This window comes from Streptomyces sp. NBC_00525 (genome assembly GCF_036346595.1).
Classification (GTDB): Bacteria; Actinomycetota; Actinomycetes; order Streptomycetales; family Streptomycetaceae; genus Streptomyces.
The window spans coordinates 2,145,113-2,157,648 of sequence record NZ_CP107834.1 but is presented as its reverse complement, the minus strand read 5'-3'; the positions used below and the strand labels follow the sequence as shown (position 1 = coordinate 2,157,648).

At 70.6% G+C, this 12,536-nt stretch carries 12 protein-coding genes and 2 CRISPR repeat arrays; of the genes, 8 read left to right on the top strand and 4 right to left on the bottom strand.

Going from position 1 to position 12,536, the window contains the following annotated elements; all coding sequences use genetic code 11:
* Positions 1–2: 2 nt before the first annotated feature.
* On the bottom strand, positions 3–533 hold the full coding sequence (locus OG710_RS09515) for a hypothetical protein (RefSeq protein WP_330238931.1): 531 nt from the start codon (positions 531–533) through the stop codon (positions 3–5).
* A 212-nt stretch (positions 534–745) separates the two neighbouring features.
* Positions 746–1,761: direct repeats of the CRISPR family, unit length 29 nt; unit sequence GTGCTCCCCGCACACGCGGGGATGGTCCC.
* A 153-nt stretch (positions 1,762–1,914) separates the two neighbouring features.
* Positions 1,915–2,115, bottom strand: coding sequence for a DUF397 domain-containing protein (locus tag OG710_RS09510; protein WP_330238930.1), 201 nt, complete (start codon positions 2,113–2,115; stop codon positions 1,915–1,917).
* 221 nt (positions 2,116–2,336) lie between these two features.
* Here OG710_RS09510 and OG710_RS09505 point away from each other — a divergent pair, with 221 nt between their 5' ends.
* The 3 genes from OG710_RS09505 (at position 2,337) to OG710_RS09495 (ending at position 4,585) form a co-directional block, all read left to right on the top strand.
* Positions 2,337–2,474 carry a hypothetical protein gene (locus tag OG710_RS09505; RefSeq protein ID WP_330238929.1) on the top strand — a complete coding sequence of 46 codons (138 nt, stop codon included), beginning with the start codon at positions 2,337–2,339 and terminating at the stop codon, positions 2,472–2,474.
* 750 nt (positions 2,475–3,224) lie between these two features.
* Positions 3,225–3,959 carry a dienelactone hydrolase family protein gene (locus tag OG710_RS09500; protein ID WP_330238928.1) on the top strand — a complete coding sequence of 245 codons (735 nt, stop codon included), beginning with the start codon at positions 3,225–3,227 and terminating at the stop codon, positions 3,957–3,959.
* Between the two features lie 122 nt (positions 3,960–4,081).
* Entirely contained in the window at positions 4,082–4,585 is a 504-nt protein-coding gene (locus OG710_RS09495) for a GNAT family N-acetyltransferase (RefSeq protein ID WP_330238927.1), read from the top strand.
* A 34-nt stretch (positions 4,586–4,619) separates the two neighbouring features.
* Here the strand turns inward: OG710_RS09495 and OG710_RS09490 are convergent, their stop codons facing one another.
* Together OG710_RS09490 and OG710_RS09485 are read right to left on the bottom strand one after the other, a co-directional pair.
* Complete coding sequence (locus OG710_RS09490; protein ID WP_330238926.1) at positions 4,620–4,820, bottom strand: DUF397 domain-containing protein; 201 nt, start codon at positions 4,818–4,820, stop codon at positions 4,620–4,622.
* Between the two features lie 231 nt (positions 4,821–5,051).
* The gene (locus OG710_RS09485; protein WP_330238925.1) at positions 5,052–5,891 is read right to left on the bottom strand and encodes a helix-turn-helix domain-containing protein; all 840 of its coding nucleotides are present in this window, start codon (positions 5,889–5,891) and stop codon (positions 5,052–5,054) included.
* 103 nt (positions 5,892–5,994) lie between these two features.
* Between OG710_RS09485 and OG710_RS09480 the strand changes: the two genes are divergently transcribed.
* The 5 genes from OG710_RS09480 to OG710_RS09460 all read left to right on the top strand — a co-directional run bounded on the left by OG710_RS09480 (position 5,995) and on the right by OG710_RS09460 (position 12,517).
* The gene (locus OG710_RS09480; RefSeq protein WP_330238924.1) at positions 5,995–6,273 is read left to right on the top strand and encodes a hypothetical protein; all 279 of its coding nucleotides are present in this window, start codon (positions 5,995–5,997) and stop codon (positions 6,271–6,273) included.
* 52 nt (positions 6,274–6,325) lie between these two features.
* Positions 6,326–7,552: a methyltransferase domain-containing protein gene (locus tag OG710_RS09475; protein WP_330238923.1), complete on the top strand. Its 1,227-nt coding sequence runs from the start codon at positions 6,326–6,328 to the stop codon at positions 7,550–7,552.
* A gap of 499 nt (positions 7,553–8,051) precedes the next feature.
* A complete protein-coding gene (locus tag OG710_RS09470) occupies positions 8,052–8,738 on the top strand; it encodes a DUF4232 domain-containing protein (protein WP_330238922.1) in 687 nt (228 codons plus the stop codon).
* A gap of 399 nt (positions 8,739–9,137) precedes the next feature.
* The gene (locus OG710_RS09465; RefSeq protein ID WP_330238921.1) at positions 9,138–9,746 is read left to right on the top strand and encodes a hypothetical protein; all 609 of its coding nucleotides are present in this window, start codon (positions 9,138–9,140) and stop codon (positions 9,744–9,746) included.
* Positions 9,747–10,009: 263 nt separating this feature from the next.
* A CRISPR array of direct repeats spans positions 10,010–11,389; the repeat unit is 28 nt; unit sequence CTGCTCCCCGCGCACGCGGGGATGGTCC.
* Between the two features lie 129 nt (positions 11,390–11,518).
* On the top strand, positions 11,519–12,517 hold the full coding sequence (locus tag OG710_RS09460; protein WP_330238920.1) for an aminoglycoside phosphotransferase family protein: 999 nt from the start codon (positions 11,519–11,521) through the stop codon (positions 12,515–12,517).
* Positions 12,518–12,536 lie beyond the last annotated feature (19 nt).

Sequence of the window (12,536 nt, the reverse complement as noted above, 5' to 3'; positions counted from 1 at the left end):
CGTCAGGGGAGGTGGTAGGTGACCACGGCACGAGCCGGCACGCGGAGGGAGAGGTTGTCGGCGGGGGATCGTTCGACCATGACGCTGACGCGGTGGCCGGCCGCGCTGGTGGAGCCGTAGACCCAGACGGGGCCGCGCAGGGGCGAACCGCACAAGCCATCGGGCAGCGCGATCTCGTCCTCGGCGTCCGCCTTGGAGCCGTACTCCTGGTCGAACAGGGGCGCGTCGTCGGGGAGTACACCGGCACGGTGGAGGTAGTCGGCGACCTGGCCGCTGGTGAAGGTGACCTCGGCGATGCCGTTCCGGGTGTAGTAGTGGACGTCGGAGGCGCCGGCGGGTATCGGCGCACCTCCGGCAGAGATGACCTGGGGAAGCTGCGTCTGACTGCCGTCGCACGCACGGGAGTCCCCGAAGGGATGGAACAACCGGTCCTGGAACAACCAGACGAAGCCCCCCGCCCCGGCAACAAGCACAACCACCGCAACGGCCAGCCAGGACAACCGCCGCCGCACCCCCTGCGGTGTACCAGACATGAACTTCCCCCTCATACATGATCGGACAGGCCACCGCAGCCTAGGCTGACGGAGAGACAATCAACCCAACGACCGCGTCACGATGGCGGACCCGAACGGTGAGCGGGTTGGCCTGGTATGCATAGGAGCGAGATGTTGGGCCTGATATGCCGGAGTCTGTGAAAGTGGTCAGTTTCTACGCGACGCCGGGATAAACGCCCAGGTCACGAAGAGTGCTCCCCGCACATGCGGGGATGGTCCCGATCTGACGGTGTCGATGGGGCCGCGCCGGGGCGTGCTCCCCGCACACGCGGGGATGGTCCCCGGAAGTGCTGGTCAACATACGCCAGGGTGAGGTGCTCCCCGCACACGCGGGGATGGTCCCACCACCATGGGAGGGACGCTCGCGGACGCGGTGTGCTCCCCGCACACGCGGGGATGGTCCCGGTGTGGGAGGGGCTCCCCCACGAGGTGATAAGTGCTCCCCGCACACGCGGGGATGGTCCCACCGCAGACGAGAGGAGGCTCTCCCGGCTCACGTGCTCCCCGCACACGCGGGGATGGTCCCGACATGCCCGGCCGCACGCAGGTCGAGGTCGTGTGCTCCCCGCACACGCGGGGATGGTCCCGACGACGTCCGTTCGCCCGGTCAGACCGGCAAGTGCTCCCCGCACACGCGGGGATGGTCCCTTCACGTTGCGCTCCGACATGACCGTCGAGCTGTGCTCCCCGCACACGCGGGGATGGTCCCGCGTACTACCAGTCGATCGAGGGTGGCTCGAAGTGCTCCCCGCACACGCGGGGATGGTCCCGTCGTCGCTCCCGCGCGTCTCACCGGCGACAAGTGCTCCCCGCACACGCGGGGATGGTCCCGGCCGGCCCGACGAGTACGCCTCGACTCCGATGTGCTCCCCGCACACGCGGGGATGGTCCCTCTTCACCATGTTCGGAGTCTGACCATGAACCACTGGCTCGCGTGCTCCCCGCACACGCGGGGATGGTCCCCGCTTCATGTCCCCCACCGTGGCGGCGATTCCGTGATCCCCGCACACGCGGGGATGGTCCCGCGTTCTCGGCGGCGAACTCGTGGGCGCCGAAGTGCTCCCCGCACACGCGGGGATGGTCCCGACGGACGGTCTAGCGTGGACATGCTGTGAACGTGCTCCCCGCACACGCGGGGATGGTCCCGTGCTCTCCGCAGTGCTCCAGCTCCAGCGCGAGTGCTCCCCGCACACGCGGGGACGGTCCCGAAGTTGTCGCTAGCATCTTCGAACCCCTCCGGTGCCCCCCCGCACTCGCGGGGATAGTCCCCTCGCGGTGGCGCCCACGGACGGGCCGCAGCTGTGCTCCCCGCACACGCGGGGATGGTCCTGTGTTCCGGAGGCTTTTGGCGTGAGTGGGGTCACACGTCTTGGGGCGTCGGCTGCTTGCAGGCGGAGAGGAATACCTGCCATGCCGGCCCGGAGAACTCCAGAGGGTGCCGGGAGAGGTCCTTGGAGTCTCGGACGTGCACGGTGGACGCAGCTGCTCGGGCCTCCACACAAGCGTCCTCGAAGTTGCCGCTGTAGGTGCTCTTGCGCCATTCGCTGGGCGACAGTGCCATAGGGGCCTCCCGGGTATGCGGGGAATGCGGCAGATCGCTCACTGCCACACGGAAGTGTAGGACCCATGGCCTGAACCCAAGGGGGAAATGATGCCAAGCAAGGCTCGGGGGACAGTCGCCGGGATGGCCGCCACGAGCAGGCCCGCGCTCTGTTCAACGCGCTGATCTCCGCGTACAGCGCCCGAATCGGGGCAGCACCGGCCCAGGGAGCCGCCCAGGAGTTGCGGGCGGAGCGCGCGCTCCTTCTGGCCGAGCGGGACGGCCTGTCCGCCGACGACTGGGAACGGATCGAGGAGATCCTCCGGGAGACCCCGGGGGAGCTGGCCGCGATCCGCAGCATCAAGGGAACGGGTGAGTGACCCCGTCACGCGTCACCTGACCGACAGTCAAATGGAAGAGATGTTCCAGGAAGACGTACGTCCTGGCCTTGCCCGTCACACCTCCCGCGACGCGCCCCGCCCAGCCTGATCCTGTTCGGCGGGCCCCAGGGATCAGAAAGCATCTGCGCGGCACCTGGTCGCCGAGCAACTGGGTGCCACGGACATCGTCTTCTACGACGGGGACGACCACTACACCTTGCACCCCCACTACGACGGCCTGGCCAGGAGCACGGTGTGCTGGAGGCCGCGTGTCTGTGCGGGCCCGAAACCAACCGACTCCGAGCGATGATCCTGGACCAAGGTCATCTCGCGGCGGCTCGACATCATGCTGATCGGCCCGTGCACGAACGAGGAGTGCACCCTGGCCCGGATCGCCGAGTTGTGCTCCCCGCACGCGCGGGGATGGTCCCGGCTACCCGGTCTACGACTGGCGCGTCGAAAAGTGCACGGCGACGGCCTGCACGGCGAGGTACGCCGCCTCCCCGCCGAGCCCGACACCGACGCGCCACGTACCGGACACCGCCCCCGCCCCCCGGTGGGCTACGCTGTGCGGCCATGAACACCGGGACGGCATCGCGCCACACACGGATTGGCGACCCGGTGCCCTCCTGAGCGCCGTGCGGGCCGACGCGCGCCCGCCCCTCGGCCAAGGGCCCCGCGCCGCCGCACGGGCACCGCCTCCGTCGTGTTGATCGCAGGCTCAACACATCAACCACGACAGGAGACTTCATGCCCACCAAGACACTGCGGATTCCCACCCCGGACGGCCAGGCCGATGCCTTCGCCGCGTTCCCCGATCGCGGCGAACGGCACCCAGGGGTGCTGATGTACGCGGACGGCTTCGGCATCCGGCCCGTGGTGCGGGAGATGGCCCTCGAACTGGCCGGCCACGGGTACTACGTGCTCGTCCCCAACTTCTTCTACCGGAACGGCCCGGCACCGGTGATCGAACTTCCCGAGCACATCGGGGAGAAGGAAAGGCCCGCGCTCATCGCCCAGTTGATGCCCTTGATCGAGGCGCACACCACCGAACGCATCCTCAGCGACGCCCACGCCTACCTCGGCTTCCTCGCCGCTCAGCCCGAGGTCGGCGCCGGACCGGTCGGGGTCACCGGCTACTGCATCGGCGGCCTCCTGGCGACGCACACCGCCGCGGCCCACCCCACCCAGGTGGCCGCCCTCGCCGCGTTCCACGCCCCGGTGGGCGCGGCCGGGCCGGACGCCTTCGCGGCGATCACCGCCCAGGTCCACTTCGGCCACGCCGAGGACGACCTGACACCGCAAGTCCTTGGCGAGCTGAACCAGGCCCTGGACGCCGCGAAGGTCGACTACACCTCCGAGATCTACCCCGGCACGGCCCACGGGTTCACCATGTCCGACACCGACGTCTTCGACCCCGCCGGGCTGCAACGTCACTGGGACCGCCTGCTGCCCCTCCTCGACCGCACACTGCGCAACGGCTGAGCGGCCGGGCAACGGCCGGACCAGCCTGGAACGCCCTGGTCCGGCCCCCCCGTACGCACCTGGCGGCCCCGCCCCACCAGCACCCGGCCTCGGCCCGGACGGAGCCCCCGTACCCTGACCCCATGTCACCCCACCTCACCCTCGGCCCCCTCGCCTTCCTGCCCGACGAGATCGCCGACGTAGTCGATCTCTACGCCGGCAACCCCGCCTACTGGCAGGCGGCCGGCGAGCACGACCCCGAGCACATCGAGGCCGCGAAGGTGGAGGCCGATCTCCGGGCGGAGGCTGCCGTGGAGGGCGGGGAGGTGTTGCTCGGACGGGACGAGGAGGGGCGAGTCGTCGGAATCGTCTGCCTGCTCGCGCGACACCCGGTGGACGGCCTGCCCTGGATCGGGCTGCTGATGGTGAGCGGGGACTCCCACCGTACGGGCATCGGCCGGCAACTCGTCGCCCTCATCGAACAGCGGTACCGAGCCGAAGGCCGACGCGGCCTTCGGCTCGCCGTGCTGGAGAACAACCCCGACGCCGTCGCCTTCTGGCACTCCCTCGGCTGGCGCGAGATCGACCGGCGTACCGACAGGGCCCACGGCCGCCCATGCATCGTCATGCACAAGCCGCTCACATAGGGCTGTCCGCGATCGGGGGCGCGACGGTGGCGCCTCAGACGTCCCCGAACTCACCGGCCGGAGCCCCGGCCCAGCGTACGAACGAGGCGAATGTGTCGGCGGAGACGGTTACAACCGGTCCGCCGTCCTGCTTGGAGTCCCGCATGGGGACGGCCCCGGCAAGGTTCGCCGCGACCTCGATGCAGTCGCCGCCGTTCGAGCTGTACGAGGACTTGTACCAGCCTGGGGCGACCATCACACGTGCCCCTTTGTGTCCGGCCGGGCACGTCAGGAGAGCGGCGCCTCCGGCCTGACCTCGTACGCGCGCACGTGCTGGCTCCACGTGCGAGCGGCGTGAACGCGTCGGTAGAGACGGCACCGCTGAGCCAGCGTCTGCTTGAAGTCACGGGCCGGTGCACCGCGTGGCGGCACGCCTGACGTGGTGGCTGCCACTCCCGGCATCGGACCCGGTCAGCGGCGGCGGCAGTCACGAGATGCCCCTTCGTAACTGGCTGATCATGGCCACCGACGCTGTCGGGGACAGTGCCTCGCCCTGAAGTTGGTGATAGGCGGTGAGCATGGGCACCACGAGCGAAGACTCGCGTTCGAGATATCCCTGAACTTCGGATTCGGCATACGCCACGACGGATCGGTCAGCGAGTGTGAGCAGATTGACGGGTAGATGGAATGCCCGCCGTTCTCCCAGGGAGAATGGCGCTACATGAATGAGCCAGTTGGGTAGCGCGGCCAGCTCTTCCAGCCGAAGCAGCTGGGCGTTCATGACCTTCGATCCGCCAATGGCTTGGTGGAGGCAGCTTTCGTCCAGGACGACAAACATCATGGGCGGCCGGGGCCTCACCAGCGCGGCCTGCCTCTCCAGCACAAGCGAGACGCGCTCCTCGGCCTGCTCGGCAGTGACGGAACCGCGTTGTACGTAGCTGCCGTTCAAGGTCCGAGCGTATTCAGGGGTCTGCATCAGGCCGGGGACGAGGGAAGGTTGGAAGAGCCGGATCTCTACGGCCCGGCCCTCGTATCCCACGTACTCGGGGAAGCCCTCCAGCAAGCTGCCGTGCTTGATCTTGCGCCATTCACGCTCGAAGGAGTCGAGCGTGCCGGTCAGGCCGAATGCGGCGTCAGCCTTCCGGGAGAAAAGGAGGGTCGCGGGCTTGCGACCTGTCTCGATTGCCGAGACGTGGCGTCCGCTGCATCCGACCGCACCGGCGAAGTGATCCTGGGTCCAGCCGCGTGCCTCACGCAGCCTGCGTAAACGCGCGCCATAAGCCGCCTGCGGCGAAGAGTTCGGATTCAGCTTCTTGATGTTGACCAACGTGCCCTCCCTAACCGCTACATTGCCACGTTGCTCTCCTCGCCGAGGCTAGGTCACCCTGGGCGCTCCTGGTAGTGGAAAGGCTACGGAGGGACACGAAAGCGTGCCTGTGAACGAGCATGAACCCGCCCCGGCCCCCGGCCCTCTCTTTGCCTGCGCCGGCGGCAGCGCCCCGGATCGCGGGCTGCGGCGAGGGCCGGACCTCTCCCGCTACGCGTCGCTCGCGGCGTATCCGCCGTGCCGGTGCGGGGCGGCGATCTGTCCGGACGCCCCGCCGCCACCGGAGCCGCCCGACCCGGAGACCGACGCGACGGAACGGGTGGACGGCATCCGCGCACGCGTACGGGAGACGAACGCGATGCGCGCCAAGTACCGCCTGTAGAAGGCCCGTACGGCGCGCCGACAGCACACACGGAGAGAGGACGGAACCGACGATGAACAGCACGCACACGAGCACGAGCACGAGCGCTGCGGGCGGGCGGACGGTACGGGAGTACCCGACCCGCGAGGAGGTGGGCTACGCGCTCACCACGGGCGGCGTCCTGAAGGCGGCCTGGCTCGACGCCTATGCGCGAGTGCCCCGCGAGGCGTTCCTGCCGGACACGATCTGGCCGTTCGACATGGCGGCCGGGAAGGCGATCCACGTATCGCGGTCCGAGGACGCGGAGGCGTGGCGGGGGTACGCGCACGCGGACGTGCCGATCGTGACGCAGTGGGACGACGGTCGCCACGCGGGCCGCGAACCCGGCAATGTGCCGACGTCCTCGGCGTCGATGCCGAGCGTGGTGTTCCGGATGCTCGACGCCCTGCGGGTGGACGACTACTGCCGTGTCCTGGAGATCGGCACGGGCACGGGCTGGAACGCGGCGCTCCTCGCCCACAAGGTCGGCGAGGAGAACGTGGTGACCGTGGAGGTGGACGAGGGGGTGGCGGCTCGCGCGCGGAACACCCTCGCCCACTACTTCGGGATGCCGGTGGACGTTCTGCACGGGGACGGCCGTGCGGGGGCGCCGGGACGCGGGGTGTTCGACCGGGTCATCGCGACGTGCGGGGTGCGCTCGATCCCGTACGCGTGGATCACGCAGACGCGCCCCGGCGGCGTCATCGTGGCGCCGTGGGGTACGGCGTTCACGAACGCCGACGCGCTGGTACGACTCCGGGTGGGGCCGGAGGGGGAGAGCGCGAGCGGCAGGTTTCTGGGCCCGGTCGAGTTCATGAAGCTCCGGGCGCACCGGACGGCCCCGCTCGACCATGAGGCGTACGCACATCAACTCCCGGCGGTGCCTGCGGCGTTGGTTCCGGCGGATGCGGTGAGGGCCCTGGCGGACGCGGACCGGTTCGACGCGCTGCCCTTCGCCCTGGGGCTGCGCGTACCGCACTGCTCGTACGTGGCCGCGCCGGCGCGCGGCGACACCCGGCCCCACTGGCTCTACAGCCGCAGGGACCGCTCCTGGGCGTGCGCGCTGCTGACGGACGGCGAGGACACGGCCCGCGTATGGCAGCACGGCGGCCGGCACCTGTGGGACGAGGCACGGGCCGGCTTCGAGTGGTGGGTGGCGCAGGGGCGTCCGGGCTGGGAACGCTTCGGCCTGACGGTGAACGGGGAGGGGGAGGGGGAGGGGGAGCGGGTCTGGCTGGACGAGGAGGGGCGCGGTTTGTGAGGCGGGGGTACGGGCATGGCCGCACGGCCTGCTCCCTGCGCGTACGGGGATGGCCCCAGGGCATGGCCCCAGGGCGTCAGCCGGAATGTGCCGGGCGATGATCGGTTCCCCGCCGGACGCGGGGGTTGCCCGAAGGTGGACGAGGCCCGCCGCCTCGCCAAGGAGTGCTCCCCGCGTGTGCGGGGATGGCGTGGGCCCGCGGGCCCCGGCCGGTCAGCGGGTACGCGCGTACGCCACTGCCGTGAACGCGGCCCGCTCGTTACACGGAGCGGTCCCACCACCTTGCGGTCGAGCGGTGGAGGAGGGCGGCAACGGGCGGTCGGCTCCCAGGTCCGTGCGGTGCGCGGGTAGTTGCGTACGGCGGGCGGGGTGCCGGGCTCTGTGTAACAGGTCTGTCAGGGACACGTTCCAGCGGCGCGCGATCGGAACGAGGCGGGTTGAGGCCCTGTCCTAATGATCAACAGCGCACCACCTCCCACATCACAGCAAGGAAGACCCGATGCACGCTCAGCCGAAGCTGACGAAGAAGCTGACCCTCGCCGCCGTGGCCGTCCTCGCGGGCCTGAGCCTGACGGCCTGCCAGGACGACAGCACCGACGCGGCCTCGCCGCAGGGCGCCGCGTCCTCCCCCGCCGCCGAGGGCTCGGCGGCTTCCTCGGGCACCACTGGCGGTAACGGTGGCGCCGCCACGGACGGCGGCGGCACGAGCGGCGGCTCCACGGGCGGCGACTCCGGCAGCGATTCCGGGAGCGACAAGGGCAGCGGCGGCGGCCAGATCAACACCGGGCCGTGCAAGACGGCCAACCTCACGATCACCGCCCATCACGGGATGGCTGAGGGGGACGTCCTGGTCAGCATGAAGAACGAGAGCGACGCCTGCTCGCTCAAGGGCTTCCCCGGCGTCGACCTGAACACGTCGGACGGCGACACGTTCAGCGCTGACCGCAGCGCGAACACGCCGCAGGCGGTTGTGCTCGGCGGCGGCGAGACGACCCACTTCATGCTCCACACCCCGCCCAACAACACCGGCGGCACCGGCCTCCGCATCGTCTCCATCGTCGTGACCCCGCCGAACGAGACGCATTCCAAGACACTCCGCATCGGCCTCAGCCTCCCGGTGACGGAGGCCGGTTCGGATTCCGGTCCGGGCGTCACGGTCGAGCCTGTCGGCTACGGCAAGCAGTGAGGTGTGTCCTCTCCCGAAGGGAGAGGACGACCCCCGGCTTTCACGCCGCCCGCTCGGCGCCGAGCGGGCCGTACCCTGCGAGGGGTGGGTGCGGGGTGCCGGACTACTGGGGCGGTCGGCATCTGCAGCCAGGCGACGTAAACCCGCAGGCTGCAGAGCCTGCTCCCCGCGCACGCGGGGATGGTCCCGCCCCAAGGGCGCAGCTGGCGCCTTCAGCGGTCCGTTCTGCGTGTGGGATGTTCGGCACGGCGCCAGCGGGTCATCGCGGAGCGGATCGTTGTAGTAGGCATAGGCGCAGGACGGCCCCCAACCACACGCTCTCCGGCGGTGTGTACGCGTTGAGTCACAAAGCACTTGGCACCCGCCAACCAGCCATAACGGCCGGTTTACGATGCACCGATGCTGCCCTTCGCACCGCCGCAGATACCGGCGAACGAACTCAGGCCCGGCCGCTTTTGGTACGCCATAGCGGCCGCGATCGTAGTGGTGCTGGTCGCCTTGGGCGTGGTCGTCGGGGTGTACCAGTTCAAGGGCGTGACCGACGCCGTGGACACCCACCACAGGTTCGCCAACGGCGAGACCGTCTCCCTCCAGCTCGGACCGGACAGCGACAAGTCGATCTGGATCAAGAACCGTGGGCCGTCCGACGACCAGGAGTGCAGCATCGCCGGACCGGGCGATCCCAGCCTCGGCGGTCCGGGGATCGACTTCTACTGGACCCGCGACGAGACCTGGAACCCGCTCTTCGCCCTGGAAGTGAGCCAGGCAGGCACGTACGAGGTCACCTGTGAGTCCAAGGGACTGTCGGAATACGCAGTTGGGGACTCCGGTGGATTCGTTGAGTTCATGCGCGGCTCGGTTCTGGCGATCGTGCTCCCGATGTGCGGGTTCGGCATCGGCCTGACCATCGTGATCGTCGTCGCCGTCCGCCGCAGCGACCACCGCAAGCGCCTGCGCGCCGAACGCTACGCCCCCGGCCCCGGCGATGCGCGCCACACCGCAGCCTGAACGAGCGGAGGCCCACGGGACGGGTGCCGCGGTGCGCCCGTCCCAGGCACGGTGTGATGGAGCCGCGGGCGTCGGCCGTCCGGGATGCCCTCGCCGCAGGCGCCGAGTTGGCAGCGAAACGCTTCCCGCGCGACGATGCAACGATGGAGCCGTGACTCGGCCTACCAGGAATGCCTGCTGTGGGAATTTTGACTGCTATGCCGGTTTCGGTGAAAGTGGTCAAAATCCGGGTTCCCACGATACAAACAAGCAGGTCACGCACTCTGCTCCCCGCGCACGCGGGGATGGCCCCGCGTTGGCGCCGATCACCTGGACCGGGGCCGTCTGCTCCCCGCGCACGCGGGGATGGCCCTGCCTTGGCCGCAGCAGCCGTGAAGTCCTGCTGCTGCTCCCCGCGCACGCGGGGATGGCCCCTCCCGAATACATCGGGGACTGCTTGGGGTCGCCTGCTCCCCGCGCACGCGGGGATGGCCCCTCGGCATCACAGACCCAACCGCCCGCGCGGTATCTGCTCCCCGCGCACGCGGGGATGGCCCCGCCGTGGCCCTGGACGGGGTTCTGCTGGCCTACTGCTCCCCGCGCACGCGGGGATGGTCCCGCGGTGATGGGCTCGCCGTCGCAGGTCGTCACCTGCTCCCCGCGCACGCGGGGATGGTCCTGAGTCTTGGTCTGAGCTGGATCAAGACGACCACTGCTCCCCGCGCACGCGGTGATGGTCCCAGGCGCTCGGCAGGGACGGGCGCCCGACCGCGCTGCTCCCCGCGCACGCGGGGATGGTCCCCCGCCCCGACCAGCGGTGATGAGGCCTCACTGCTGCTCCCCGCGCACGCGGGGATGGTCCGGAGGCGGAGTCGTTGTGCGGCGGTGGTGTCGTCTGCTCCCCGCGCACGCGGGGATGGTCCCGCGCCACTTCTCGACGGTGCGGGTGTGGTCGCCTGCTCCCCGCGCACGCGGGGATGGTCCCGCTCATCCGTGGCGCCCGAGTTCTCGTTCGCTCTGCTCCCCGCGCACGCGGGGATGGTCCCGAGGCCCGCGTCCGCGCCCTCGCCGAGGTCCGCTGCTCCCCGCGCACGCGGGGATGGTCCTGCCACGGCCGCCGACCGCGGCCCCGGTTCCTGCTGCTCGCCGCGCACGCGGGGATGGTCCCCCCACCAGTGGTCAGGTTCAGTATGGACAGTCCTGCTCCCCGCGCACGCGGGGATGGTCCCTTCCCGGCCGACGTCGGCGGCCGGTCGGCTGGCTGCTCCCCGCGCACGCGGGGATGGTCCCGCGATCGACACGGCGGGCGGCCGCGACTCCGGCTGCTCCCTGCGCACGCGGGGATGGTCCCCGGAACTGGGCGCGCTCGGCGAGGTACATCTGCTGCTCCCCGCGCACGCGGGGATGGTCCCGCGGGGGACGACATCCGGCCGGGGATGCAGGACTGCTCCCCGCGCACGCGGGGATGGTCCCCGGAAGTACAGCAGTGGTGCTGCCGTCCTCTCCTGCTCCCCGCGCACGCGGGGATGGTCCCAGGTACACGGAGAGTCGGTCATCGGGGTGTCGGTCACGGTGCTGCTCCCCGCGCACGCGGGGATGGTCCGCGACGGTCGACGATCGTCTGCATCGGCGCGTGTTGCTCCCCGCGTCTGCGGGGATGGCCCCAACGCCCCAACGGGGCCCTGGGAGAAGTCGTTCCCCCGCGCTTCCAGCCCTCCGTCAACGGGGCCGTCCACCGGCCCCAACTCCCGCTGGCCGACGTCCGTTGCCCCGCCCCGCTACCGTGATGCCGTATGAGCGATACGCACACGCACGCGCCCGTCGACATCACCGCCGACCTGATTCGCGATCTTCTCCGTGACCAGCATCCCGATCTTGCCGAGCTTCCCCTGTGCCTTGGTGCGCGGGGGTGGGACAACCAGTTGTGGCGTCTGGGGGACGAGCTGGCCGTGCGGTTGCCGTGGGCGACGGCGGGGGCGGACGAGTTGCTGCTCAAGGAGCATGCGTGGGTGCCCCGTCTCGCCCCGGACCTTCCGCTGCCGGTTCCCGTGCCGCAGCGCCTGGGCGTGCCGTCCGAGCGGTTTCCGCGGAGCTGGCTGGTCACCACGTGGGTGCCGGGCGAACCCGGTGACCGGGTTCCGGTGACGCGGGGCGAGGAGGCGGCCGACGCGCTGGCCGGGTTCCTCACGGCGCTGCACCGGCCGGCTCCCGCCGGGGCGCCCGAGGGCCGGGGGCGGGGCGGGCCGCTGGCCCCGTACGGGAAGCACTTCGAGCAGATGCTCGCCTCCGTCACCGAGCGAGGTCTCGTCCCCGACCCGGACGGTATTCGCGCGGTCTGGGAGGACGCGGCCGCAGCCCCCGACTGGGCGGGGCCGGCGATGTGGGTGCACGGGGACCTGCATTCCGCCAACGTGCTGACAGCAGAAGGCACGTTCTGCGGCGTCATCGACTTCGGCGACCTCTTCGCCGGCGACCCGGCCTGCGACCTTGCGGCCGTGTGGAACCTGCTTCCGGAGGGGGTCGCCGACCGCTTCCACGCCGCCTACGAACCGGCCCCCGACGTGGCGACTCTGCGCCGCGCGCGGGGATGGGCGGTCCTGCGTGGGATGTCCGGGTTGCTGATCGGGGACGACGGTGATCGCGGTCTGTCCAACGGGAAGCCGACGTGGGGCCCGCCGGCGCGGGTCGCGCTGGAGCGGCTGGTGGCGACTGCCGGGCGGCGAGGCCGTAGCGGGTGTGGCCGTTCCCGTATCGCCGGATGCGCCGTGAGCACGGGGAAGCGGCCCGAGTAGCGTTCCCCCTGAGCCACCA